The sequence below is a fragment of the Novosphingobium beihaiense genome, from assembly GCF_022832375.1.
Lineage (GTDB): Bacteria > Pseudomonadota > Alphaproteobacteria > Sphingomonadales > Sphingomonadaceae > Novosphingobium > Novosphingobium beihaiensis.
This window is the reverse complement of sequence record NZ_JALHLG010000005.1, coordinates 485,041-509,828: the sequence shown is the minus strand read 5'-3', so window position 1 is coordinate 509,828 and position 24,788 is coordinate 485,041. Positions and strand designations below refer to the sequence as shown.

The window sequence follows — 24,788 nt, the reverse complement described above, 5'->3', positions numbered from 1 at the left end:
AACCGGCCCGTTATTTCTCCGGCCCGGTCCGCCGTAGAACCGCACCGCTGATACCTAGCGGAACGATGACCCACTGGCCGGAAACGCCCGAAATCTCGCCATAGATTTCAAAAGGCTCCACCTCGCTGGGATGGTAGACATAACGGAAACTGTTGGGACCATTGTCCGTCGCGCTAAAAGACCCGAGCCGAAGATCGTCTCCTTCCCGCACTATGGAGCGAAGCCCCGGAGACCAGTCGTACCCGGCCTCTTCGAGCTGAACTCCGTCATCAAGCGATGCTCTGGGATTGGCCTCTTCACCCAGTCCAACATAGAGCCCGCGCGCAGGTTCTCCATCGGGCGTTCGGATCTCGATCCGCCAATGCACCGAAGGATCGCGCGTGGCCGAGGCGAGCGTCAGCCGGGGTGGCCGGGACGGGCGCCTGAACAGACGCAAATACTCGCCTTCGGCCTCCCAGCGGCCCGACAGGTTCATCCCGTCCAGAAAGTTTCCGTCGGGACCGTCAAACTCCGGATCGTGCGAGACCGCACTCTGGACAAAGTGTCCATCGGCATCGAGGCGAAGGCGGATTGTAATGCCTTCGGCGCTGCACTCGTAAGTTCCGGGAACGGGGTGCAGCGTGACCGCGCTGCCGGGTTCCGGCAGATCCTCCGGTCCACAAAGATACGGTATCTCGTCGGGATTGGCCTCAGCCGGCACGACCGGCGCCAGCATCATGGCGGCGCAGAGAACAACAATGGCAAAGCAACGTTTCATGCCGGACACCTTACATGGAGGGGCTCGGGCGGCAACAGGGCACCTCCCAGCAACGGCATTGAGATTGATAATATATATTATGTAAAATCATAGATGATTGAAAAGCCCCCCGGAACCGCGGGCCACCTATTGTTCGATGCGGAAACCGGTGAGCTGGATCACCAGAACGAGCCCAATGATGATCGCGCCCCAGATCGCCGCATACTGGATCGTCTTGTTCGTGCCGAGATCGCGGAACGGCGCGCCGCGCGTGGCCAGGATCAGGCATGCGATCACGGCGATGATGGAAACGATCGTGCCCGTCATGCTTCGATCACCAGACCGTCGAACGCTACGTGCACATGGTCGGGCACTTCGCGGCTCAGCGCGGCGTAGTCCATGCTCTTGTCGAGATGTGTCAGCACGATTGTTTTAACCCGCACCGCATCGGCAAGTTCCAGCGCCATGCCCAGATGCGCATGCGTAGGATGCGGTTCGCGGCGCAGGCAATCGACCACGAGCACGTCCGTTCCGTAGAACGTATCGACCATGCCGCCGGTAATCTCACTGAAGTCCGTCGCGTAACTTATGGATTTTCCGTCACAATCGAACCGGTATCCGGTCGATTGCGCCGGGCCGTGCGGCATCTGGACGTGATCCACCCGGAAGCCTTCGCACAGGCGCAAGGTATCGAGATTGTCGATCGTCGCGATCGTCGGATAGCCTTCCTGCCCGGCAAAGACATAGCCGAAACGCTGGCGCAGCCGCCGCACGGTTTCGGAGGCGGCATAGCCCGGGATCGGCCCCGCACGGCCATAGCGCAGCGGGCGCAAGTCATCGATGCCGTGGCAATGATCGGCGTGATCGTGCGTCCAGAACACGGCATCGAGCCGGTGAATTTCGTTAGCGAGAAGCTGCGCGCGCAGATCGGTCGGCGTATCGACGAGGATACGGCTGCCCGCGTCGCTTTCCAGCAGGATCGAGACACGCGTGCGGCGGTTTTTCGGCTCCAGCGGATCGCATTTGCCCCAGTCGGCGCCGTGTTCGCCGCCCAGGCGCGGAACGCCGGTGGAGGTGCCGCTGCCGAGAATTGTCACTTTCACGCCGCGGCTTTCCGGAACAGCGCGAAGAAATTGCGCGTCGTCACGTCCGCCAGATGTTCGGGCGTCACCCCGCGAAGGCCAGCCACGAAGCGCGCGGTATCGGCGGTGAAGGCCGGTTCGCACTTGCGGCCGCGATGCGGCACCGGGGCGAGGAACGGAGAGTCGGTTTCGACAAGTAACCTGTCTTCGGGAATTTCGGCCGCCACGGCCTGCACGTCCGCCGCGTTCTTGAACGTCACGATCCCGGAAAGCGAAATCGTGAGGCCCAGATCGAGCATCGTGCGGCCGAACCCGGCACTCGCCGTGAAACAGTGGATGAGGGCGGGGAAAGCCCCCTTCTCCATTTCCTCGGTCAGGATGCGCGCGGTGTCCTCTTCGGCATCGCGGGTGTGGATGATCAGCGGCAGGCCGGTCTGGCGCGAAACCGCGATGTGCGTACGGAACAGCGCCTGCTGCACCGCGCGGTCGGACTTGTCGTAATAGTAATCGAGCCCGGTTTCGCCGATGCCGATCACTTTGGGATGGGCCGTGGCTTCGAGCAGAGCCCCCTCGCCCAGATCGGCATGCTGGTCCGCCTCGTGCGGATGAATGCCGACCGATGCCCAGACATCGGCTTCGCGCGCGGCCGTGCCCACCACTTTGTCCCACTCGCGCTGGCGGGTGGAGATATTGAGGAAGCCCCCGATCCCCGCCTCGCGCGCGCGGTCGAGAACCGCCTGCTGGTCCTCGACAAGGCCTTCGTATTCGAGATGGCAATGCGAATCGATCAGCATCAGGCAGGCTCGTCCGCCGGGAGCTCCAGACGCGGGAACACGCCCGCAGGCTGCGAGAGCGCGAAGTCGCTCGCCGCCAGCGTTTCGAGCCAGTCCGCATCGGTGAGCGCGGCATAGTCGCGCGCATCGGCGGTGACGCCCATCTGATCGAGCAGCTTGTCGATCGCGGTGGGAACCACGGGCCGCACGGCAATGGCAAGGCTGCGCACGCAGCGCAGCAGCATCATCAGCACGGCTTCCATGCGTTCCGGATCGGTCTTGCGCAGCGTCCAGGGCGCCTGTTCGTCGACATACTGATTGCAGGCGAAGACCGCACGCATCCAGCTTTCCAGACCGGCCGAGAAATCGAGATCCATGAACGCACGGCGCAGCCCGGCAATGCCCAGCGCCACGGCGTCGGACAGCGCCACATCGGCTTCGGCGGCAGGCAGGCCGGGCTTCAGCACGCCGCCCATGTTCTTGAAGATCATCGACAGCGTGCGCTGCGCCAGATTGCCGAAGCTGTTGGCCAGTTCGGCATTGCAGCGGGTGACGATGGCCTCGTGCGACCACGAACCGTCCTGCCCGAAAGCGACTTCGCGCAGGAAGAAATAGCGCAGGGCGTCTACACCGTAGAGCTGCGAGAGCGCCACGGGATCGGTGACATTGCCCAGCGATTTCGACTCTTTCTGCCCGCGATTGAGCAGGAAGCCATGGCCGAACACCTGCTTGGGAAGCGGCAGACCGGCGCTCATCAGGAAGGCAGGCCAGTACACCGTGTGGAAACGCACGATATCCTTGCCGATCAGGTGCAGGTCGGCAGGCCAGAACTTGGCGTAATCGCCCTCCTCGTCCGGAAAGCCGAGGCCGGTGATGTAGTTTGTGAGCGCATCGACCCACACGTACATCACATGATTGTCGCTGCCGGGCACCTTGATGCCCCAGTCGAAGCTGGTGCGCGATACGGAGAGGTCGCGCAGGCCGCCTTCCACGAACCTGGTGATCTCGTTGCGGCGGGTTTCCGGGCGGATGAACTCGCTGGCCCCATAAAGCTCCAGCAGCCGGTCCTGATACTTCGACAGGCGGAAGAACCACGATTCCTCGACCGTCCATTCCACCGGCGTGCCCTGCGGGGAAAGCTTCTCGCCCCCCTCGCCTGCGACCAGTTCGCTTTCGTCGTAATAGGCCTCGTCGCGCACCGAGTACCAGCCTTCGTAGCGGTCCAGATAGAGATCGCCATTGGCTTCCATGCGGCGCCACAGTTCCTGCGTGGCGGCATGGTGGCGCGGTTCGGTGGTGCGGATGAAGACATCGTAACCGACGTTCAGAGCATCGCACATGTCGCGGAAATAGCCCGACATCTCGGTCGCCAGCTCGATCGGCGTCATGCCCAGATCGCGCGCCTTCTGCGCCATCTTGAGGCCGTGCTCGTCAGTGCCGGTCTGGAAGCGCACGTCGAAGCCTTCGGCCTTTCGGTGGCGGGCAATGACGTCTGCGGCGATCGCCTCGTAAGCATGGCCGATATGCGGCTTACCGTTGGGATAGCTGATCGCGGTCGTGATGTAATAGGGCTCGCCCATCGGCGGTCGCACTTTCTCTTCAGGTGTGTCTAGCGAGCCGTCTCTCTAGGCATCGCCGCCGAGGCCAGCAACCCGCCAATTTCCATTATGAGGAGCCCGGCATCGAAATTGTAGACCGGGGCCTGCATGCTGAGCGTGGTCAGCGTGCTGTGCGCCTCGATAATCTTCATCTGACGGGCACGCGGGGCATCGGGCAATTCGGCCACGAGCACGCTGCGGGCCAGTTCCAGGGCGGCAAGCTGGCGGTCCCGCTTCGGCCGGGCGCCCATTTCCCCGGCCAAGGCTCCGCGCAAGTGAAAGTCGGGATCGCCCTGCTGCAGGATCTGCATCATCAGCCGGTGAATGCCGCCCAGATCGTGCTCGACAAAACTGAGCGCCACGCCGGGCGATCCGCGAGAAGCTGCGATGGCGGCCGCGCGGGCATCGGCATCGGCTTCCGGCATGTCCCGCCGGATCGCCGCGTCGAGTTCGTCTGCTCCCAGCGCCGCGAAGCGCAAGACGCGGCAGCGCGAGCGCACCGTGGGCAGCAGGCGGCCGGGCTGATGCGTAACAAGCAGGAAATACGTGCCCACCGGCGGTTCTTCCAGGCTCTTGAGCAACGCGTTGACCGCGTTCTTTTCCAGATCGTCCGCCGGATCGATGATGATCGCGCGGCGGCTGCCCAGCGTCGGACGCGTGGTGAGCTTGTGCTGCATCTGGCGGATCTGGTCGATCGTGATGTTGCGCTTGGTCTGGTAAGGCTTACCGTCGGCCTTTTTCTTGGCCTCGTCGTCGTTCGCTGGCAGATGCTCCAGGATATAGATATCCGGGTGCGATGTTGGATCGGGCTGTATGCTTCCCGCCTCGCGAACCAGTTCGGCGGCGGCGGCGCGGGCAAAGGCCCGCTTGCCCAGGCCTTTCGCGCCAGAAAGCAGCCAGGCGTGATGCATGCGCTCGGAGTCCATGGCCGAGAGCCATTCCTGCCAGGCGGCATCCTGTCCGATGCAAGGCGTCACGCCGTTCATGCCGGGCCTAGCAAAGGGGCAAGCGCGGCAAGAACGCGGGCGTGCGTTTCATCAGGCGTGCCGTTGCCGTCCACGCGGGCAAACCGGTGCGGTTCGTTATCCGCGAAAGTGGAGAAGGCTTTGGCCACCCGTTCATGATAGGCCGTGTCCCGCCCGCCGATCCGGTCCGTGCCATCGGTATCACGCAGCGCCAGCCGCTCGGCCGCGATTGCGGGGGCGACTTCGATCAGCAGTGTCAGATCGGGCAGAAACCCCCGGCTGCCGATGGCGTGTAGCGTCAGGATATCCGCATCGGACAGGCCGCCGCCGCCGCCCTGATAGGCGCGGCTCGAATCGAGAAACCGGTCACACACCACCCAGGCGCCCCGCGCCATGGCCGGGCGAATCAACTGCTCGACATGGTCGGAACGGGCCGCGGCGAACAGCAGCGCTTCGGCCCGGGGATTCCAGCCCGCTCCGCCATCGCCGGGCGCCCCTTCGAGCAGAAGCTTGCGGATCGCTTCGGCGCCCGGCGTGCCGCCCGGCTCCCGCGTGACGACGGCGTCGATACCGCGTGCGCGCAAGGCATCGGCAAGCAGGCGGGCCTGCGTAGACTTACCCGCCCCTTCGCCGCCTTCGAGTGCTATGAATCGCCCGCTCGTCATGAGAACAGGTTGATAAGGCCGTTGCGCAGCCTGTCCAGCGGGCCGGCCTTGGCAACATCGTGCCCGGCATAAAGCGGCACATGGCCGGGCGCGAGCCCCTGAACCTGGATCTCAAGATCCCCAACCCGCTCTCCCTTGCGCACCGGCGCTTGCAACGGCCCCCGGTAACGGACGGATAGCGTGATCCTGGCCTTGCTGCCTTTGGGAAGCGCTGCGTGCACTTCACGCTTGGCGACCAGCGGAACGCTGAGGTCCGCACCGCCCTGCACTTTGGCACGGGTAACCGGCTGCCCCTGATCGAACAGGTGGCGTGCATCCCAGGCGGAAAAGCCCCATTCCAGCAATGCCCGCGCGGCCGCATCGCGCACGCGCCCGGTGGGAGACCCGGCCAGGACCATCACCAGCCTGCGCCCTTCCCTCTGCGCCGTGCCGACGAAATTGTAGCCCGCCTCGCGGGTATAGCCCGTCTTGATACCGTCCGCGCCCGGCACGACGCCCACCGTCGGATCGTGGCTGAACATGGCGACATCACCGGCCTGGCCATGCCAGTACCAGCGCTTCTTTCCCGAAAATTCGCGGTACAACGCCGGATGACGCGTTATCATGGCATCGGCGAGCTTCACCATGTCGCGGGCGGTCACATACGTGTGCCCTTCGTCCATCCAGCCGTTCGGCGTGTGGTAATGACTGCCCGTCATGCCCAGACGCCGCGCGGCATCGTTCATTTTCGCAGTCCAGGCCTGCACGCTGCCTGCATAACCTTCCGCAAGAACCACGCAGGCATCGTTTGCGGACTGGGTCATGATGCCGTGGAGCAGATCGCGCGTGGTCGGGCGGTCATGCACGGTCAGGTACATGTTGGAGCCCTTGGCGAACCATTCCTTCTCGGTTTCGGGGCGCTCCACGAAGACCCTGTCCAGCGGCAGCCGCCCGGCGCCGATTTCCTCGAAGGCAACATAAGCTGTCATCACCTTGGTGACCGAGGCGGGCAAAAACGGCGTATCCGGATGGCGCTGTTCCAGTATCTGACCCGAACCGAGATCGGCCAGCAGGCTTACCGGAATCGGAGCCAATTCCGCCGGAGGTGCAGGAGCGGCACTGTGCGCGGCGCTTGCGGTCATGGCGGCCGCAAGCCCGAACGAAACGATAGACTTCAAGACCCGACTTCTCCCGCAGGCCCGCAAGGGCGCCATATGCGCGCGGAGCCGGTGGTTCCGGTCAATCCGCTGACTGGATTCGAGCATCCTTATAGCCAGCGTGCCTGGCTTTCTCCAGCGCTGGCGCGGCTTGTGCACGGTTTGCGAACGGCCCCAGGCGCACCATCCAGTACTTGCCGGTATGCGTGACATCGGCACCGAGCTGTTTCGCGGCCTTCCGCGCATTTGCTTCGATCGAAAAAGCCGCCGCCTGCACCACAAACGCGCCCTCGGCGGCCGGTTTGCCGGTTACCGCCGGCGCCGGAACCGGGGCCGGAGTGACTGACTTCACCGCGGCCGGCTTTACGGCGTCTGTTTTTACAACGTCCGGCTTTACAGGCAGCTTGGCCGGAACGGGTGAGATAGCCGTCTTCCCCGCCGCCGCAGGCATGACCGAAGGCGCCGAAGGCGGCGGCAACAGCGGAGCCCTATCGGTGAGCTTGCGGCGCAGCACTTTGAGCAACCCCTCGGGGGTGGCCATCCGTTCGGGCGCCCGCCCGCCGCTGCGCAACATGGCGCGTTCCTGCTCGGGCGGATTGACCCGCCGCACCCGGACCGGCGCATGACTGCCCGGCACGATGCCCAGCTGCTCCGCTGCCATCGGCGAAAGTTCGATCAGCACATCGTTGACCATCGGCCCGCGCCGCTCAAGCCGCAGGAGAATGGTCTTCCCGCTCGCCAGCGAAGTCACTTCGACATAGCTGGGCAAGGGCAAGGTCTTATGCGCGCCGGTCACGCCAGCAAGGCCCTCGCCCCCTACCGAGGCATATCCCACCGCATCGTAATTGAGCTGATCGGACGGGGTCCATACCGTGTCACCGATCGTGAAGGGTTTGCCCACCACCACCGGATAGTCGGCAGCGGGGCCGGTAACCGGCGCGGGCGGCCCGTCGTGACGATCCTTTGCTCCCGCGGTGCCCGCGCCGAGCAGGATCAGGGCCGCGAACGGCAGAATGTGGTTAACGGGCAATCTCATCAGCAAGCAATCCCACGGACATGGCGTAGTAATTCGAGCAATTGTACTGAAGGATAACCCGATAATTCCCGGTTAACAGATAGGCGGGCGTGCCTGGCCCGTCCGGCTGGAACAGCGATGTCAGCACATCGTTGCCGATGGCCCCGCGCGGCGATACGCCCAATGCACGCCATTCGGACACGGTCTTCCATTGCGAATGGCGCGCATGCACTTTTTCGCAGCTGGGGGCGGCAAGCTTGGTGGCATAAGCACCAACGTCGAACCCGGCAGGAACGGAGGCTTTCACCCCCCACGGCTCACCGGTCCGCCATCCGGCATCGCGAAAGTAATTGGCGATCGAGGCAATCGCATCGACGGGGCTAAAAATATCGGTCCGGCCGTTTCCGTCCCCATCCACGGCAAGCCGCAGATAGACGCTGGGCAGGAACTGCGGATAGCCGAAAGCTCCGGCCCAGCTGCCCTTGAGCGTGCTGCGCGGCACCCCGCGGTCAATCATCTTCATCAGCGCCACCAGTTCGCCCTCGAACAGCTCGCGCCTGCGCCCTTCCCAGGCCAGCGTCGCCAGAGAGCGGGCCAGATCGAAATTGCCGGTATAGCCGCCGTAGTTGGTTTCATGCCCCCAGATCGCAAAGAGAATCGGCCCTGGCACGCCATAGCGCTGCTCGATTCCCGGCAGCACCGCAGAGAGCGAGGCATAGCGGGCCCGCCCGCGGCTGATGATCGAACTGCCGACATGCCGGGCGATGTAAGGCGCCATCGGCGGCGGCCCGCCCCGGCTGCCCGGCTGCGACGTGTCGAGATCGATCACCCGCTGGTTGGGTGTCAGCCCGGCCAGGACTCCGGCGATCGTCGATTCGCTCACCCCCTCCTTCCGCGCGTGTACGGCCACGGTTTGAAGATAGGCCGAAAAACTCTCCTGCTGCGCATCCGCCCGCGTCGCGGGCAAAGGCAAGGCGGCAAGACAAATGGCCAGGGCGGGAATGCGCAGGGGGCTGAACTTTGAGAGGGAAGTCATCGAGCCGAATTTCGCACAAACAGAGCGGCTTGCAAACCGCCTGGCGATCTGTCCGGTGGACAGTCCGGCGCACGTGCAATGCCATTTACCGAGCCAGACCCTCTTGCGCCAGCGCCGCATTGGGCTATGCGCGGAAAGCAAGCGGACAGGTGGCCGAGTGGTTTAAGGCAGCGGTCTTGAAAACCGCCGTGGGTTCACGCTCACCGTGGGTTCGAATCCCACCCTGTCCGCCAACAGCTCACCTTCTCATATCCTTAGCGAAATGCTGGAAGAGATACGGCTGCATTCGTTCTGCTTGAACCCTAAACCTCCGCCGTGCCGTCTTCATGCGCCATCCAGTGCACAAAGCGATGCAGGGCGTACATGGCATCATGCGGATTGCCGATCGTCGAGGGGCCCGCCTCGCCCAGGCGGACGATCCGCTGCGCGCCGCCTGCGGCTAGCCGGTCACGGTAATCGGCCATGCGGTCGAAAGGATAGAAGCCCACTGTCTGGGTCGCCACGTTGATCCATTTCACGACATCGTCGAGGCTATCGACGCGGACGACATTGGCCGTCTTGTTGATAGGGTGAAAATCGACAGGCTCGCTGGAGCGGATAACCAGCCCCTTGCCGTCGGTACGTCCCCAGACGCCGAACTCATCGTCCATCATGATCATCATCTCAACCGCCTCGCGCATGTCCTGGTCGAGCTTGCGCGCGTCTCCGCTGTCGGCGGCCCGGCGGGCGATGTGGAAGTGCAGGCGCTCGCAGAAGCGGTCGACGTCGTCCTGCGGACCTTCCACGAACTGGTAACGGCTGGCGACGCAGGCTTCCTGGTTAAGCGTCATGACGTCGGCCGAACACAAGTCCGCGACGCGGTCCAGGGTCTCGTCATCGGCGAAGGCCTCCCGGCCCACCATCGAGATCGAGGTCTTGGGATCGAACGAGACGAGCTGGAAACCGGGCCCGAGATACTTGATCACATTGTTGATCGCATCGCCCCCGCCCCAGGCCACGATCTTGTCGAAATACTGCGGCCGGTAGAGCACCCGCTCGGTCGCATCGTCGCCGCCGCGCCAATAGACGGCGGACATCGATTTCACGATGGGATGCTGCGGATCGATATCCGCCATGGTGCGCAGGATCGCGACCATGGTGAAGGGATCGGCGCTGCTCATCTTGAACAGGTTCACCGCCTTGACCATCGATCCCTGTGCCACGGATTTCACCGCCACGCCCGGCGAGTTTCCCGGCAGCACATGGATCAGGCGCGGGGCGAAGGCGCGCACGAAGCTCTTGCGGCCGGTATAGTCCTGTTTGGGTACCCACGTGTCCAGCGCCCGGGGATCGGGGAAGTTCTGTTCGACTTCCGCCATCAACGTGCGCCTGTCCAGATAGGCAGCGGCATGGCGGGCAGTGTTCTCGACCACGGCGCGCGGCAAGATATGCGTTCGGCACATCCGCTCGATGCACTCCTGCATGTGATCGTTGTCCTTTGCCACCAGCCGCGGCCCGGTCTCGACAAGGAAATCGACGATCTCGGCCAGCGGCACGTTGAGCAGCGGCGGCACTTCGGTGCGCGGCGGCACGGCCCGGTCGAACGGGATGCGCGGCGTCGCGAAGGTGACACCGAGGTCGCGCGATGTCTGGATCACATCGGTGCCGTGCAGCACTTCCCCGCGAAGGAAGAACGGGGCCGGGACGAGTTCCTCTGCCGAGCGGGCTCCGGTCAGGCCGTTCATGCCACACCTCGCACATAGGCATCGACCGTGCCCGCGCAGCCGATCTTGTCGTCCCCCTCAAGATCGGCGTAGCGCACGATGTTGTCGCGCACGGACGGCCCGTGATTGCCGCATTTGCAGGGGCTGAAATCGAGCGAGATCCTGTCGCCGGTGATCACGCCGCCCCATCGCCCGTCAAGCGAGAGATCGAAGAACGCCGCACGGCCTTCCCTCTCTCCGTTCGTGTGATCAAGCGCAGCATCGCCCGATTTGTCGAGCAATACCGGAACCATCCATGGCGGCACATGGTAACGGCCGCCCTCGCGGCACCTGGGCATGCCAGAGTTGAGCTCCTGCATCGAATAGTTCTGGAAATGCCGGTCCGCCGGAATGTTGAACGTCTCGAAGACGTATTCCTGATAGTCCGCCGGAAGCTGCGCCCGCTTCAGGCCGCCGCCGACATAGATCGAATTGTCAGGGTCGAAATCCTCGCGGCCGTAACCGGCATCCCGCACGGCCTTGGCCACTTGCCACAGGCCGCTCCAAAGACCGGAGAGCTGCAGCTTCCTGTGCCGGCTCTCGATGATGAACTGCGCCGTGGCAGGGATGGCATCCTCGATGGCTTTGGCACGCATCGCCGAAGTCTCTTCGAATGCCGCGATTTCATCCGGGCGGGCCGTGCCTTCGGCAATCTTCTTGCGCATCACCACCATGGTCGTGAGCGAGCCCACGGTGATCGGCGGCACCGGATAAGTCCAGCGCGGCCAGTCCGGATTGGCGAAAGCCTCGTACTGCGCCTGCGCGATCGTCGCATTCTTGGGCACTGTCGCCACCGGTGCGCAGCCGACGATCAGCCGGTCCTGCGCTGGCTTCACTCCCGATCCCCACGAAAACACGTTGACCGTGTCGATCTTCGACCAGTCCATGTCCTTCTGCGAGGCGATCAGCATGGCGGACTTGCCGGTGGTGCCGCTGGAACAGGAAATGAAATGGCCTTTCGCGGCCAGCCGGCCGATCCAGTCGTCGATACCCTCGATGTTTTCGAGCGAAACCCCTTCGATCGGATAGGGCGAGATGGTTCCGAGCCATTTGGTCAGCCGGTCCCAGCGCTCGTCCATCAGATAGCTTTCCGGGTAGGACTTGTAGGCGGTGTGCGGGAACAGGACCGGCACCACATCTGCGATCTGCCCGATTTTCGTTATCCCGGCATCGCAGGCGCGCAACGAGAGGAGCTTGATCTGGTCCTTGCGTTCCTGAAACCGCTCATCGAGCGCGGCAACCTGTGTCTCACGCAGTTCGTCATGCGAAAACGTGAAGCGATCGGGCTTGGCCGCAAGGGCCATGAGTTTGTCGGCTGCTGCGCCCACCTGCATCTCTCCTTGTCCGGTCGCAGCCCGGCGGTTCTGGACAGCCCGGTGCGACTCTATTAATAGCACTTCATTCGTTTCATTAAACGTGGTTCTATTGGCGGAGCAAGCAAAATCGGTATCAGTCAGGCCATGCACGAGCGTACGCACCGCAAGCCCTCCCCGCCCAAGACCACGCCTGCTCCGGCGCGTGCCGGACGTCCGACGCGCGAACAGGCCCGCGCGCGGCAAGAGGCCTTGCTCGAATGCGCGTTGTCGCACTTTCTGGAGAAGGGGTTCGAGGCCGCGACGATTGAGGCGATCGCTGCGAATGTGAACATGACCAAGCGCACGGTCTATGCCCGCTATGCAGACAAAACCGCCCTCTTCCGCGCCGCAATTCGCCGCAGCACCGAACGGCTGGCGGCAACGCCGGAGGTCATTGCCGCAACCCGGGCGGACAATCTGGAAGAGACGCTGGTCAATATCGCCAAGCTGCGTATCGCCCTGGTCTCGACGCCCGAAGGAACCAAGCTGCAGCGGTTGATCAACACAGAATCCTACCGTTTTCCGGACATCTTCCAAACCTATTACGACATCGCCGCCTTGCCGACCGTGCAGTTCCTCGTCGGCATTCTGGAAGGAGAAACCGCAGCAATGCGCCTGGCTATCGACGACCCGCTTCTCGCCGCCAACGTGTTCATGAGCATGGTCGTGAGTGGCCCAGTGCGGTTCATCCTGTCAGGCAACGAACTTTCCCCGGAAGATATCGACCGCAGGGTGCGTTTTGCGGTGCGCCTGTTCCTGAACGGCGCCAAACTCCGCTGAAGCAGATCGAACAATCGGAACACCAGTCGATCTCACTCAACAAAAGGTCCCTTGGTTTGGCCACTGATAAGGCGCTCCGCGAAGAACTTGCAGAGCATGTCTCTGCACACAGAACGAGGTCCTCGCTTTATCTGTGCGCCGAAACGCACTAACCAGCGGCACAACCGCAATGAATCCGAACGCCCGTGTCTGCCCCGCCGCCCAACTCCGGCCTTGAAGCCGCCTTTCTTGCACACCGGCAGCAGCTTTTGCGCTTCCTGCAGGCCAGAGGTGCGGGCGATGCCGCCGAGGATATCCTGCACGAAGTCTGGATCCGTATTGCCACCAGCGGCACCGGTCCGGTTTCGGCCCCCCTCGCCTATCTGCACAGCGCGGTGAACGCGGCGATGATCGACCGGTACCGCTCGCAGCGCCAGGCGGAAAAGCGCGAGCGGGACTGGAGCGGTGTTCATGACGCCGACAGCGAAACGTCACCCGAACCGTCGGCGGAACGGCGGCTGGCCGCCATGCAGGAGGCCGCGCAGGTTCTGGCCATGCTCAATGGCCTGGGCCCCCGGGTCGCCATGGCCTTTCGCCGCCACCGGATCGACGGTATCGCGCAAAAGGCCGTGGCCGCCGAACTCGGCGTGAGCCTGAGCACGGTGGAAAGTGATTTACGCACCGCCTATCGCGCTTTGGCGGAGTGGAAAGCGCGGGCCGGAGGGGAGGCACAATGAGGCTGCGGCCAATCGATTCCGTCTCGTTTGGGAAAGGAGCCCGCAATGGCCAGTGGCGAGACTAATCGCGACGAGACAATCCGCGAGCAGGCCCTCGGCTGGGCCGTGCGCACGAACGATCCCGGTTTCACCGAATGGGCGGCGTTTACGGCCTGGCTCGAAGCGGAGCCTGCACATGCCGAGGCCTATGATGCCGTTTGCGCAGCCGTGCTGGATGGCGCTGACCTGCTGCGGTCCGCAGGCCCGGCCAATGACGGTTCACCGGCGGAGGAAACACGGCTCACTCCAGCCGCTGCCACGCGCCGCAGGTGGCTCGGTGGAGCTCTGGCCGCGTCGGCCGCACTGGTGCTCGGCATCGGGTTCTGGCAGCGCGAACGCCCTGCCCCTTTTGTGATTGTCACGGCCCCCGGTGAAACGCGCACGGTGAAACTGGAGAATGGCACTTCGATTGCCCTGTCCGGCGGTACGCGGATCGAACTCGATCACAACGATGCGCGGCGGGCGCGGCTTGAACGCGGGGAAGCGCTGTTCACCGTCCGGCATGATCCAAAGGCCCCGTTCCAGGTTGCCGTGGGCGAAGACCGGCTTGTCGACATCGGCACTGTCTTCGACGTGCGCCATGACCGCCACGGCATGAGCGTTGCCGTTTCGGAAGGGGCGGTGCAATTCAATCCGGAGGCGGAGGATGTGCGGATTTCTCCCGGTCAGATCCTCGCGCGGGCGGCGGGTTCGAACCGCTACGTTCTCTCTCCCATCGCCATGGACCGGATCGGCGAATGGCGCGAGGGCCGCCTTACCTTCGAAGGCGCCTCGCTGGATCAGGTGGCGGCAGAACTGACGCGAACGACCGGCATTCCCTTTTCAGTGCGCGGCGCCAAAAACGCGGGCACCGTTTCCGGTTCGGTCCTGATCGATCCTATTCGCAAGGACCCGGGCGTGCTGGGCAGTCTGCTAGGGCTGAACGTCACCCCCCGCGGTCAAGGCTGGGTCATCGGCACTCCCTGAATATGCGCACGGGGCGGTATCTTCTTGCAGCGGCGCTGACAGTGCCCACGCCCGCACTGGCGGGGCAGGCCGAAATTGCGGCCCGTCCAGGCCAGGCCGGAACCGTTGCCATCGAGATCGCACGCCAGACCCGAACCAGCATCGTCATTCTCGATCCGGCACTGGCGGCCCGGCCCGTGCCGGAGATCCGGGGGCGTTTCGATACGGCCGAGGCGGTGCGGCGCCTTGCCCGGGCCGCGGGGGGACGCGCGGTGCCCACGGGACCAGCGGCCTGGCGCATCGAACCCGTTCCGGCGCGCGCAGGCAGGAATAGGGCCAGACCGCACAGGCACGCCCCTGCCCCAGCGATGGCTGGCCCGCCGCCGGAGCCGATTGTCGTAGTGGCCTCCAAGCGCGGCCTGACGATCGATCAGGTCCCCGGCCAGGTCGCCGTGCTCGACGGCAAAGTGCTGAACGCAGGGGGAACCGGCGGGACCGAGAAGATCACGCAGCAACTGGCGACAGTCGCTTCCACGCACCTTGGCAGCGGGCGGAACAAGCTGTTTATCCGCGGCATTGCGGATTCGAGCTTCACCGGGCCGACGCAGGCCACGGTGGGGCAATACCTGGGTGACTTGCGCCTGACCTACAACGCGCCCGATCCGGATCTTCGCCTGTCCGACATGGCCCGGGTCGAAGTGCTCGAAGGGCCGCAGGGCACGCTCTATGGCGCCGGTTCGCTGGGAGGCATCATTCGCCTCGTCCCCAACAGACCGCAACTCGATACGGCCAGCTTCTCCGGCGTGCTGGGCGGGGCGCTGACACAGCATGGCAACCCGGGCGGAGACGCCGCGGCAGTCGTCAATCTGCCGCTGGCCGAAGGCAAGGCGGCTCTGCGGGCAACTGCCGATGCCATGCGGATGGGCGGATATATCGACAAGCCGCTGCTGGGGCGCCGCGATGTCAACCGCACCGATATTCTCGGCGGCCGTGCCACGCTGCGGTTTGACCCAGCGCCGGGCTGGTCCGTGGAGGTTCTGGCGCTGGGCCAGACGACCGACACGGCAGGAAGCCAATATGCAGACCGCGATGGCGCGCCGCTCGAAAACTCCGCCCGCGTTCCGGAAACGGCGCACGCAGACTATGCAATGGGGCAGTTCGTCGTATCGGGACAGATCGGTGCGGTCCGCCTGCGTTCGACCACGGGACTGGTGCATCAGTCGCTGCGTGAGAATTACGATGCTTCGCTGCCGGAAGGGGCGCCCCGGCTCTTCACGCAAACCAACCGCACCCGGATGGTGGCGAACGAAACCCGCGTTTGGATGCCTGAACGCCATGGCTTCGGCTGGCTTGCCGGGGTGAGCTTTACGCACAACAAGACCGAGCTGAAACGCTTGTTCAGTGCCGCCGGGCTCAGAAGCACAACGGCAGGTGTGCGCAACGCGATAGACGAGGCCACGCTCTACGGCGAAGCCAGCGTGCGGCTCGCACCGCCGCTCGTAGCGACGGCGGGAGGGCGCATCACCTGGTCATGGCTCGATGGCGAAGGCGAAGATATCCGGCCGGAGATCATCATGGCCTTTGCCGGCAGCGGGATCACCGCCAGCCGGACGTATACGAAAGCGCTGCCCTCGCTTGCACTGCATCTGGAACTTGCGCCGCGTTCAGCGCTCTATCTGCGCTATCAGGAAGGGTTCCGGCCCGGCGGCCTCGCCATAGAAAGCGACTATGTGCGCCGGTTCCGCAACGACAGCACCCAGACGTTCGAGATCGGAGCCCGCCATGGCCGCCGCGGTCATGGTGCTTTCGATATGGCCATGAGCCTGTCCTATACGCGCTGGCAGGATATCCAGGCCGACTTCATCGATACCACTGGACTGCCCAGCACGGCCAATATCGGCGATGGCCGGATCTGGACTGTCAGTCTGTCCGGTGGCGCGCTGGTTCTGCCGGGGCTGCGCCTGGAAGCCGGCGTGGCGTGGAACCAGAGCAAAGTGGACAAGCCCGTGCTGCCGCTGGCGCTGCTCAATGCCAGGGCCATGCAGGTTCCCAACATCGCCCATGTGGCCGCCCGCCTGGGCTTTGCCTGGGATCGGGAAATCAAAGGGGACATACGGCTTCAGGCGCAAGGCTGGGCCAGCTATGTCGGCCGGTCCAGGCTTGGTGTCGGGCCTGAGCTCGGGGCTTCGCAAGGCGATTATCTCGACACGGGTATCAGCGCACGGATCGGCAACCGCAGACTGGGCGTGACGCTGGGTATCACCAACATCACCGATGAACGCGGCAACCGTTTCTCGCTCGGAACCCCCTTCGGCACCGGGCGCGAACAAGTCACCCCGCTGAGGCCCCGCACCTTGCGCATCGGGATCGACACCACATTCTGAGGGCTGCGGGAATGCAGCTCCGAGCGCTGCGAATAGTGCCTTTCCGGCACGCTGCCGTGTGAATTCGATTCCGCCCCGGAAACTTTTTTCAAGGCTGCGCGCGATCCGCTCCGTCCATCCGGTCGATACCGACCTGAAGGGATTGAGATGTCGCGTTACTTGCTTGCTTCCACCGCCCTCCTCGCTCTTGCCGCCGGTGCGCACTCGGCAGGCGCGGAGGATATCACCACCCAGAAGACCACACCGCTGCGGACCTCCACGATCAAGGATGGCGCCGCGGACACGATCAACATCACCGGAGACGGTTCGGTGGTGCTGACCGGCGGCACAGCCGTCACCATGGATAGCGACCACGCCGTGACCAATGCCGGAGCAGTAACGGTGACAAACGGCTCTGCGGGCATCGCCGCCCTTTCCGGCACCAGCGGAGACATCACGAATGGCGGCACGATCACTGTCGACGAGCCCTATGCCCCGGAGGACGAAGACAACGATGGCGATCTCGATGGTCCCTATGCCCTGGGCTCCAATCGCTACGGCATTCGCACCGAAGGAGCGCATACAGGCAATGTTTCCAACACCGGCAAGATCACGGTGCAGGGTAACGATTCCGCCGGGATCTCACTGGGCGGCACGCTGACGGGCGACTTCGTCCACAATGGCGAAACGGCCGTGACCGGAGACCGCTCGACCGCGATCGAAGCCGGTGCGATCGACGGCGATGTGAGGCTCGCCGGTTCGGTAAAGGCCGTGGGCGAGGACGCCATCGGGGCCCGCTTCGCGGGGGATGTCAGCGGTGCCATGGTGGTGCAGGGAACCGTCTCGGCAACCGGCTATCGCTACACGACAGTGCCCGCCGGCACCTCCAAGCTCGACGAGGACGATCTGTTGCAGGGCGGATCGGCGCTCATCGTCGAAGGCAACGTGTCCGGCGGCATTATTCTCGCGGTTCCCCCGGCGGACAGCGATCCGGACAACGCCGATGAAGACGCCGACGGCATTCCCGATGCGGAGGAAGGCTCCGCCAAGGTCGTTTCCTATGGAGCCGCCCCGGCCATGGTGGTCGGCGCCACCGATCGTGACATCGCGATTGGGCCGGTTGCGGGAACGGCGAACGGTTATGGCCTGCAGATCGACGGTACGATCGAAGGGCGCGGCCTCTATTCCGGTATCGATGCCACGGCTCTGGCCATTGGCGGCCGCGGCGGCGCCGTCTCGATCGCCAACGGTATCGGGATCGGCGGCACGGTAACGGCAGTGTCCAACGGCGGCAGCGCAACGGCCATTCGCATCGGTGCGGGCGTCCAGGTGCCCGAACTGAAGAACTCCGGCACGATCAGTGCCAACGGAGGCAATGCGCAAACCGCCAGGACGACTGCGATCCATATCGAGGCGGGCGCCAGCCTGCCGGCCATCGGCAACAGCGGCACGATCAAGGCAACCGCTGGCGAGGATGGCACCGCCACGGCCGTTCTGGACGAAAGCGGCACTGTAGCCTTGCTGGAAAACAGCGGAGCCATCAGCGCAAGCGGCGCCGAGGCCGGTTCCGGCCGCAACATTGCCATCGACTTGTCCGCCAACACCCAGGGCGCAACCGTGCGCCAGACCCAGGTGGCATCCGGGTACGACGCCCCGTCGATCACCGGCGATGTCCGTTTCGGCAGCGGAGACGACACGTTTTCCATCGCCGATGGGACCGTGAACGGGGATGTCACATTCGGCGGCGGCAACGATACGCTCGCACTGTCGGGCGATGCGGTCCAGAGCGGCACGGTCAGCTTTGGCGGCGGGGCCGATACGATGATGCTGGAAGGCAGTTCGGCCTTCTCGGGAACGCTGGACTTTGGCGGCGGCGCAGACATGCTGACGCTGGCGGGAAGCTCTGCCTTTACCGGCAGCCTGCTGAACGCGGCCCAGGCCTCGGTGAAAGTCAACAGCGGCATTCTCGATGTGCGCAGCCCTGCCCAGATCGGCTCGCTGGATGTCGGCGAGAACGGCATCCTGGTGGCAACGCTCGACGCCGCGTCCGGTCAGGGAACCGCCTATACCGTCTCCGGCACTGCAAGCTTTGCCGAAGGATCGAAACTGGCGCTCCGCCTGGCCGACGTTTCCACCGCGGAAGGAAGCTATCAGGTCCTGACAGCCGGAGCGATTAGCGGGCTGGACAACCTGGAAACGGCAACCGATCTCGTCCCCTTCATGTTCAAGGCAGAGCTCGACGAAGACGCCGCTGCCAATACGATCGTCGTCGATGTTGCGCGGCGTTCGGTTGCCGAACTGGGGCTCAACCGGTCGCAGGCGAGTGCCTACGATGCGGTTTTCGCCGCGCTTTCGAACGACGACGAGGCCGAGGACGTGTTCCTGGCGATCACGGATGGCGATACTTTCCGCGACACCGTTGGCCAGATGCTGCCCGACCATGCCGGCGGCGCGTTCGAAGGGATCAGCCTTGGCGTCCGCACGCTTGCCCGGCAGTTGCAGGATCCGCCGAACCCGATTGAAAGCGAGAACAAGATCGCCACGTCTGTGAACCTCGCATTCTGGGGCAGCGACAAGGACGCCAAGCAGACGGCGGCCTACGATCTCAGCGGCTATGCCTGGTCGCTTACCGGTGAATACAAGACTGGCCTTGGCTACTTCGGCGCAACGATATCCTACTTGTGGAACCGTCACACGATCGGTGCGGCAAGCGAAGTGAAATCCGGCTCACTGGAAGGGGCCGTGCACTGGCGCGGCCACTGGGGCGCTTTCGGCGGTTTCGCCCGCGCTTCGATCGGGCATTCCGATTTCGACAGCGAGCGCACGTTCTCCGGCGTCACTGCGGACGGAGATGTGAAGCGCACCATCGACGGAAGCTGGAACGGCAACTTCGTCAGCTTCATTGCCGGTGCCTCGGCAGAAGGCGGCAGCCAGTTCTTCTTTTTCCGCCCCCAGGTGTCGCTAGATTACGTCCGCCTGAAGGAAGACGGTTACGCCGAAACCGGCGACGATGCGCTCGATCTGACCGTAGACGGCCGCACCAGCGACGAAATGGGCCTCAACGCGGGCATGACCGTAGGTTTCGATCTCATGGGCATGCACGCACGCGACGAAAACTGGATGCGCATCGAAACCGAAGGCGGCTGGCGCGAAGTGCTGAGCGGCGATCTGGGCGCCACGACGGCCCGCTTTGGTACCGGCGAAGTAACGCAGGGCAATGCCTTCACGCTTTCCCCCGATGGTTCGACCAGCGGCTGGTTCGCCCGGCTGCGGGCCTATGGCGGTCCCGCTGGTTTCATCATGGGAGGCGAACTGTCGGCCGATGAGCGCCACGGCGAAGTCAATCTCGCTTTGCGCGGCAGCGTGACTGTCAAATGGTAAAGACCTTCGCTTGCGTCGGTGCAGCGTGCATTCTCCTGCTTATGGCAGGGGGATGCACCGTGGCGCCGGGCAGCAGAAAAACAGCGGCGCAACGGGAGGAAATCGTTATCTCGCAGGGCCCGTGTCACGGCTTTTGCCCCGTCTATCAGGTCAGCGTGACACCGGGCGGTCTGGTCCGTTTCGAGGGACTGCAGCACACCGCCTTGGCCGGCTCGCGTTCCCGCGCGGTTTCCCGAAAGACATACGGAGACGTGAGCAGAGCCGTAGCCCCCATACGCCCGCCGTCAGGCAGCGTGCGGGACTGGCCTTGCGAGAACCATCCCATGGACACATCGGACCTGACTTTGGAATGGGTTGGGGAAGATGGGCAGCGCACGGTCCTGCGCTATAAAATGGGATGCAAGACTGCCGATGGCGCCATGATCGAACGGCTCCTGGACCAGCAGATCCAGCGCCTTGGTGTGGCGGGATGGATTGGCGGGTAGTGCCCGCCTTTGGGCGATGGAGGGCCTTTCTACTTTCCGTTCCCTGTGCTGCCGCCGTCTGGTATTGTGCCTGGGCGCAGGACAAGGGCTGATCTTGATCAAGGCAAGAGGCCCGATAGCGAACTAGGGAGCAGCTACCCTCTCATCGGAGTTCTTCTTCCATGTCTCTTTCCGACACCATCACGCTGGCCACGCGGTCTGGAATCGAACTCGACGTTCGTCCCGTTACTGAGGCTGACGAGCCGGAACTGGCCGCATTCTTTGATCGTGTATCCGACGAGGACCGCCGGTTCCGCTTTCTGGCCGCGGCAGAACATGTGACGCACGAGCAGCTCGCGCCGCTGGTCCACACCGATCATTTCCGCACCGAATCGTGGCTCGCCGTCAACAAGGCGAGCGGCCAGATCGTCGCTTCCGGGCTGCTCGCCTGCGACGGTCCGCTGGATACGTGCGAAATCGCCATTTCGGTTTGCGGCAACCATCGCGGCAAGGGGGTGGGCTGGAGCATGCTCGATTTCCTCGCCAGGCAGGCCGAAGGCCGCGGCTGCCGCCGGGTCATCTCCATCGAAAGCCGGGACAACCATGCCGCGATCGAACTGGAGCGCGAAAAGGGATTCACGCCCGAACCCTTCGATGGCGATCCCACGCTGGTCGTCCTGTCCAAGACGTTCCGCTAGAATACCGCAAACGGGGTGCGGCGCCCGGCCACTGTGGCGGTGCTGCACCGCCCGGAATTCTCGGGTTATCCACTGTTCAATGCCCCGGCGCATGCTATCGCTAACGCTATGGTAACGCTGCCGCGGCAAGGCTGCCTTTCCAGTCACGGAGAGAGCCTTGGACTACGAACGGACCACCCAAAGCGACGGCCAGCGTGCGCAGGATTCGCAGCGGGTGGGCGTCGCGATGCTGTGCGAAGTGCGGCAGGGAACCCGTCCGTGGAAGATGGCGCGGCTTGAGGATCTGTCTCCCGGCGGTTTCCGGATCGCCTGGCTGCCCGATGCCCGGCCGGAAATCCCGCTGCGCATCCGCATTCCCGGCATGCAATTGCTGACGGCGCGAATCTGCTGGGCCCGGGGTAATGCAGTAGGCTGCGAATTCGCCGAGCCGCTCCATGTCGCGGTTTTCGAACACATTGCCCGCTCGGGCAAACAGGCCTGATCCAGTAAAACGAAAAGGGCGCGCCTTCCGGCACGCCCTTTCCTGAATACCGCGAAATCGCTGCGCTTTAGATGTGCAGCGCACGCCCGAACGCGGCGAGCGTCGCTTCGTGCATCGTTTCCGAAATGGTCGGGTGCGGAAAGACCGTGTTCATCAGTTCGGCTTCCGAGGTTTCCAGCGTCTTGCCGACGACATAGCCCTGGATCATCTCGGTCACTTCGGCACCGATCATGTGCGCGCCGAGCAGTTCGCCGGTCTTGGCATCGAACACTGTCTTCACGAAACCTTCCGGCTCGCCCAGGGCAATCGCCTTGCCGTTGCCGATGAAGGGGAACATGCCGACCTTCAGCTCGTACCCGGCTTCCTTGGCCTTGGCCTCGGTCATGCCGACGGAGGCGATCTGCGGGTGGCAGTAGGTGCAGCCCGGAATATTGCTGCGGTCGAGCGGGTGCGGATGCACCTCCTTGTTGCCCAGCTCCTGCGCGATGGCTTCGGCGGTGGTGACGCCTTCGTGGCTCGCCTTGTGCGCCAGCCAGGGGCCTTCGACGCAATCGCCCAGCGCCCACACGCCCGGCACATTGGTGCGGCCATAGCCATCCACCTTGATGTGGAAGCGCTTGTCCGGCTCGATGGCGAGGTCTTCAAGCCCGATATTCTCGACATTCGGCACAATGCCGATGGCGACGATGACGTGGCTGAACTCGGTGGTTTCTTCCTTGCCTGCCTTGTCCTTGATCGCGACCTTCACGCCGGAGCCGGTCTTCTCGATCGTGCCGATGTTCGCCTTGGTCATGATCTTCATGCCCTGCTTGACCAGCTGCTTTTCGAGGAAGGCCGAAACGTCCTTGTCCTCGACCGGAACGATGCGGTCCATCATCTCAACGACCGTCACGTCAACGCCCATATCATTGTAGAAGCTGGCGAACTCGATTCCGATCGCGCCCGAGCCGATGACCAACAGCTTGCTCGGCATTTCCTTGGGCGTCATCGCATGGCGGTACGTCCAGATGCGCTCGCCATCCGCCTTGGCCTTGGGCAATTCGCGGGCCCGGGCGCCCACGGCCAGGATGATGTGCTTGGCCTCCAGCGTCTCGGTGCCCTTCTCGCCGGTCACTTCCAGCTTGCCCGGCGCCACCAGCTTGCCGGTGCCCATGTGCACGGCGATCTTGTTCTTCTTCATCAGGTGCGTGACGCCCTGATTGAGCTGCTTGGCAACGCCGCGCGAACGCTTCACCACGGCTTCCAGATCGGCCGTGATGTTTTCCGCCGCCAGGCCATAGTCCTTGGCATGCTGCATCTGGTGGAACACTTCGGCCGAGCGCAGCAGCGCCTTGGTCGGGATGCAGCCCCAGTTGAGGCAGATCCCGCCGAGCAGCTCGCGCTCAACGATAGCCGTCTTAAGGCCAAGCTGCGCACAGCGGATCGCCGACACATATCCGCCGGGGCCGGAACCGAGAACGATGACGTCGTAGGAATCTGCCACTGCTTCAATACTCCTGATCGATTGTGCCCTGCTCGATAGCTCTGGGCTTGCCACTACCGTCCACCGCAACAAAGGTGAACTGGGCTTGTGTTACTTTGACTTCTTCTTCCTCGTGGCGATGTCTGCGCCAGGCCTCGATGGCGATCGTCATCGAGGTGCGGCCCGCGCGCAGCAGCGTGCCATAGACCGAAACCTCGTCTCCCACCTTGACCGGAAGGTGGAACTGCATGCCATCCATCGCCACCGTCACAGCCCGGCCGTGCGAGCGCCGCGCGGCGATCAGCCCGGCGCCCATGTCCATCAGGCTCATCAGCCAGCCGCCGAAGATGTCGCCATAGGCATTGGCATCGGCGGGCATGGCCGTGATCCGGATGACAGGTTCGCGAATTTCTTTCGTCATGCCACGTTGGTTCCCAGCGCATCGGCGATGGCACATGGACGGTCTTCCCCGTCGAGCACCACGAAGGTGAATTGCCCGCTCGCCACATCGGTGTGGGCTTCGCTGGCGCGCGCCCGGCCGACGCCGCGGGTCGCAATCGTCATGGAAGTGCGGCCCACCCGTTCGATTCGGGCATAGACGTTGAGTTCATCGCCCACCACCATGGCACCGGGAAAGGCAAAGTCCGTCGCCCCGACGACCAGCGCCTTGAGGCCGGTCCGCCGGGTCACGAAGGACGCGGCGCCCAGCGCGAGCTGGCACATCAGCCAGCCCCCGAACACACCGCCGTAGGGATTGAGGTCGGTGGGCATGGCCGTCACGCGGATGACCAGTTCGCCGTCAGTTAGTATTGAATCGGCCACCTACTTCTCCCCAGTCACCCAACGCGGTCGATCTGCCCATCGGAGAGCTGTCTCCCCACCAATGAATTTTTTAGTCCCCCTAACTGTAGTGACTCGGAGCCACATGGACGACCTACCAAGCCAACCAAACCAATTTGCGAATTTTGATGCCTTCTCAAACGCGTTGCGCGCACCATCCTCATCCAGAAAAAGCTTTTCCGTTGAACCGGCTGGTACTTCATAGGGAAAATTAAGGTCTCCGGGGTCTTCATAAAACAGCGCAGTCCCTCGATCCGGACACCTTTTAAGTGCCCCGTGAAGCCATTCTATGTCGACGATAATTATCGACTGCTTTGATCTGTTGCTTATATATACAAAAGGTAACTCCGCATATTTCCCGCCACCAAACCATTGCCAAGAAATATGAAGATCAAAGACCTCACGATCTTCCCTACTTGCTATCCAAATCGCGCTAAATGTGGCAGCGGCTGAGCCGAACGCAGCAACGGCCAACGTCAACCAATCAACTAAATTGGGTGCGGCTTCGGTTGGCAT

The 24,788-nt window shown here is 63.7% G+C and carries 24 protein-coding genes and 1 tRNA gene; 9 read left to right on the top strand and 16 right to left on the bottom strand.

Translation table 11 applies throughout. The features are described from left to right. Positions 1-10 precede the first annotated feature (10 nt). The 10 genes from MTR66_RS06050 to MTR66_RS06005 all read right to left on the bottom strand — a co-directional run bounded on the left by MTR66_RS06050 (position 11) and on the right by MTR66_RS06005 (position 9,006). Positions 11-757 carry a hypothetical protein gene (locus tag MTR66_RS06050; protein ID WP_243918737.1) on the bottom strand — a complete coding sequence of 249 codons (747 nt, stop codon included), beginning with the start codon at positions 755-757 and terminating at the stop codon, positions 11-13. Positions 758-883: 126 nt separating this feature from the next. Then, on the bottom strand, positions 884-1,063 hold the full coding sequence (locus tag MTR66_RS06045) for a hypothetical protein (protein ID WP_243918736.1): 180 nt from the start codon (positions 1,061-1,063) through the stop codon (positions 884-886). Next, positions 1,060-1,839: an MBL fold metallo-hydrolase gene (locus MTR66_RS06040; RefSeq protein WP_243918735.1), complete on the bottom strand. Its 780-nt coding sequence runs from the start codon at positions 1,837-1,839 to the stop codon at positions 1,060-1,062. Before MTR66_RS06040 ends, MTR66_RS06045 begins: the two co-directional genes overlap by 4 nt. Further along, positions 1,836-2,612 (bottom strand): TatD family hydrolase, encoded by a 777-nt coding sequence (locus MTR66_RS06035; RefSeq protein ID WP_243918733.1) that lies wholly within the window; start codon positions 2,610-2,612, stop codon positions 1,836-1,838. The genes MTR66_RS06040 and MTR66_RS06035 overlap by 4 nt, the downstream gene beginning before the upstream one ends. After that, the gene (metG, locus tag MTR66_RS06030) at positions 2,612-4,171 is read right to left on the bottom strand and encodes a methionine--tRNA ligase (protein WP_243918731.1); all 1,560 of its coding nucleotides are present in this window, start codon (positions 4,169-4,171) and stop codon (positions 2,612-2,614) included. The genes MTR66_RS06035 and metG overlap by 1 nt, the downstream gene beginning before the upstream one ends. A 29-nt stretch (positions 4,172-4,200) precedes the next feature. Continuing rightward, a complete protein-coding gene (locus MTR66_RS06025; RefSeq protein ID WP_243918729.1) occupies positions 4,201-5,175 on the bottom strand; it encodes a DNA polymerase III subunit delta' in 975 nt (324 codons plus the stop codon). Next, positions 5,172-5,819, bottom strand: a complete 648-nt coding sequence (gene tmk / locus MTR66_RS06020) for a dTMP kinase (protein WP_243918728.1) — start codon at positions 5,817-5,819, stop codon at positions 5,172-5,174. Before tmk ends, MTR66_RS06025 begins: the two co-directional genes overlap by 4 nt. Then, complete coding sequence (locus MTR66_RS06015) at positions 5,816-6,940, bottom strand: D-alanyl-D-alanine carboxypeptidase family protein (protein WP_243918727.1); 1,125 nt, start codon at positions 6,938-6,940, stop codon at positions 5,816-5,818. Before MTR66_RS06015 ends, tmk begins: the two co-directional genes overlap by 4 nt. Positions 6,941-7,037: 97 nt before the next feature. Next, a complete protein-coding gene (locus tag MTR66_RS06010; protein WP_243918726.1) occupies positions 7,038-7,991 on the bottom strand; it encodes an SPOR domain-containing protein in 954 nt (317 codons plus the stop codon). Further along, entirely contained in the window at positions 7,975-9,006 is a 1,032-nt protein-coding gene (locus tag MTR66_RS06005; protein WP_243918725.1) for a lytic murein transglycosylase, read from the bottom strand. Before MTR66_RS06005 ends, MTR66_RS06010 begins: the two co-directional genes overlap by 17 nt. A 143-nt stretch (positions 9,007-9,149) precedes the next feature. Here MTR66_RS06005 and MTR66_RS06000 point away from each other — a divergent pair. Further along, positions 9,150-9,239 (top strand) — tRNA-Ser (locus tag MTR66_RS06000). 69 nt (positions 9,240-9,308) lie between these two features. Here MTR66_RS06000 and MTR66_RS05995 read toward each other — a convergent pair. Further along, entirely contained in the window at positions 9,309-10,730 is a 1,422-nt protein-coding gene (locus MTR66_RS05995) for an acyl-CoA reductase (RefSeq protein WP_243918724.1), read from the bottom strand. Beyond that, positions 10,727-12,082, bottom strand: coding sequence for a hypothetical protein (locus MTR66_RS05990; RefSeq protein WP_243918722.1), 1,356 nt, complete (start codon positions 12,080-12,082; stop codon positions 10,727-10,729). Before MTR66_RS05990 ends, MTR66_RS05995 begins: the two co-directional genes overlap by 4 nt. 126 nt (positions 12,083-12,208) lie before the next feature. Between MTR66_RS05990 and MTR66_RS05985 the strand changes: the two genes are divergently transcribed. The 8 genes from MTR66_RS05985 (at position 12,209) to MTR66_RS05945 (ending at position 21,970) form a co-directional block, all read left to right on the top strand. Beyond that, positions 12,209-12,883, top strand: a complete 675-nt coding sequence (locus MTR66_RS05985; RefSeq protein ID WP_243918720.1) for a TetR/AcrR family transcriptional regulator C-terminal domain-containing protein — start codon at positions 12,209-12,211, stop codon at positions 12,881-12,883. 185 nt (positions 12,884-13,068) lie between these two features. Then, complete coding sequence (locus MTR66_RS05980; RefSeq protein WP_327194488.1) at positions 13,069-13,599, top strand: RNA polymerase sigma factor; 531 nt, start codon at positions 13,069-13,071, stop codon at positions 13,597-13,599. A 45-nt stretch (positions 13,600-13,644) separates the two neighbouring features. Next, a complete protein-coding gene (locus MTR66_RS05975; RefSeq protein ID WP_243918718.1) occupies positions 13,645-14,604 on the top strand; it encodes a FecR family protein in 960 nt (319 codons plus the stop codon). 41 nt (positions 14,605-14,645) lie between these two features. After that, positions 14,646-16,967, top strand: a complete 2,322-nt coding sequence (locus tag MTR66_RS05970) for a TonB-dependent receptor (protein ID WP_327194487.1) — start codon at positions 14,646-14,648, stop codon at positions 16,965-16,967. 147 nt (positions 16,968-17,114) lie between these two features. Beyond that, positions 17,115-20,327 carry an autotransporter outer membrane beta-barrel domain-containing protein gene (locus MTR66_RS05965; protein WP_243918716.1) on the top strand — a complete coding sequence of 1,071 codons (3,213 nt, stop codon included), beginning with the start codon at positions 17,115-17,117 and terminating at the stop codon, positions 20,325-20,327. Next, positions 20,321-20,812 (top strand): DUF6438 domain-containing protein, encoded by a 492-nt coding sequence (locus tag MTR66_RS21160; protein WP_327194486.1) that lies wholly within the window; start codon positions 20,321-20,323, stop codon positions 20,810-20,812. Before MTR66_RS05965 ends, MTR66_RS21160 begins: the two co-directional genes overlap by 7 nt. A gap of 161 nt (positions 20,813-20,973) precedes the next feature. Continuing rightward, positions 20,974-21,489: a GNAT family N-acetyltransferase gene (locus MTR66_RS05950; RefSeq protein WP_243918715.1), complete on the top strand. Its 516-nt coding sequence runs from the start codon at positions 20,974-20,976 to the stop codon at positions 21,487-21,489. 157 nt (positions 21,490-21,646) lie between these two features. Then, entirely contained in the window at positions 21,647-21,970 is a 324-nt protein-coding gene (locus tag MTR66_RS05945; protein WP_243918714.1) for a PilZ domain-containing protein, read from the top strand. Between the two features lie 67 nt (positions 21,971-22,037). Here the strand turns inward: MTR66_RS05945 and lpdA are convergent, their stop codons facing one another. From lpdA to MTR66_RS05925, 4 genes are read right to left on the bottom strand one after another with little or no spacing between them, the layout of a single operon-like run. Continuing rightward, complete coding sequence (lpdA, locus tag MTR66_RS05940) at positions 22,038-23,453, bottom strand: dihydrolipoyl dehydrogenase (RefSeq protein WP_243918713.1); 1,416 nt, start codon at positions 23,451-23,453, stop codon at positions 22,038-22,040. A gap of 4 nt (positions 23,454-23,457) precedes the next feature. After that, the gene (locus MTR66_RS05935) at positions 23,458-23,853 is read right to left on the bottom strand and encodes an acyl-CoA thioesterase (protein WP_243918712.1); all 396 of its coding nucleotides are present in this window, start codon (positions 23,851-23,853) and stop codon (positions 23,458-23,460) included. Next, the gene (locus MTR66_RS05930) at positions 23,850-24,203 is read right to left on the bottom strand and encodes an acyl-CoA thioesterase (protein ID WP_243918992.1); all 354 of its coding nucleotides are present in this window, start codon (positions 24,201-24,203) and stop codon (positions 23,850-23,852) included. The genes MTR66_RS05935 and MTR66_RS05930 overlap by 4 nt, the downstream gene beginning before the upstream one ends. 51 nt (positions 24,204-24,254) lie before the next feature. Then, positions 24,255-24,788, bottom strand: coding sequence for a hypothetical protein (locus tag MTR66_RS05925; protein ID WP_243918710.1), 534 nt, complete (start codon positions 24,786-24,788; stop codon positions 24,255-24,257).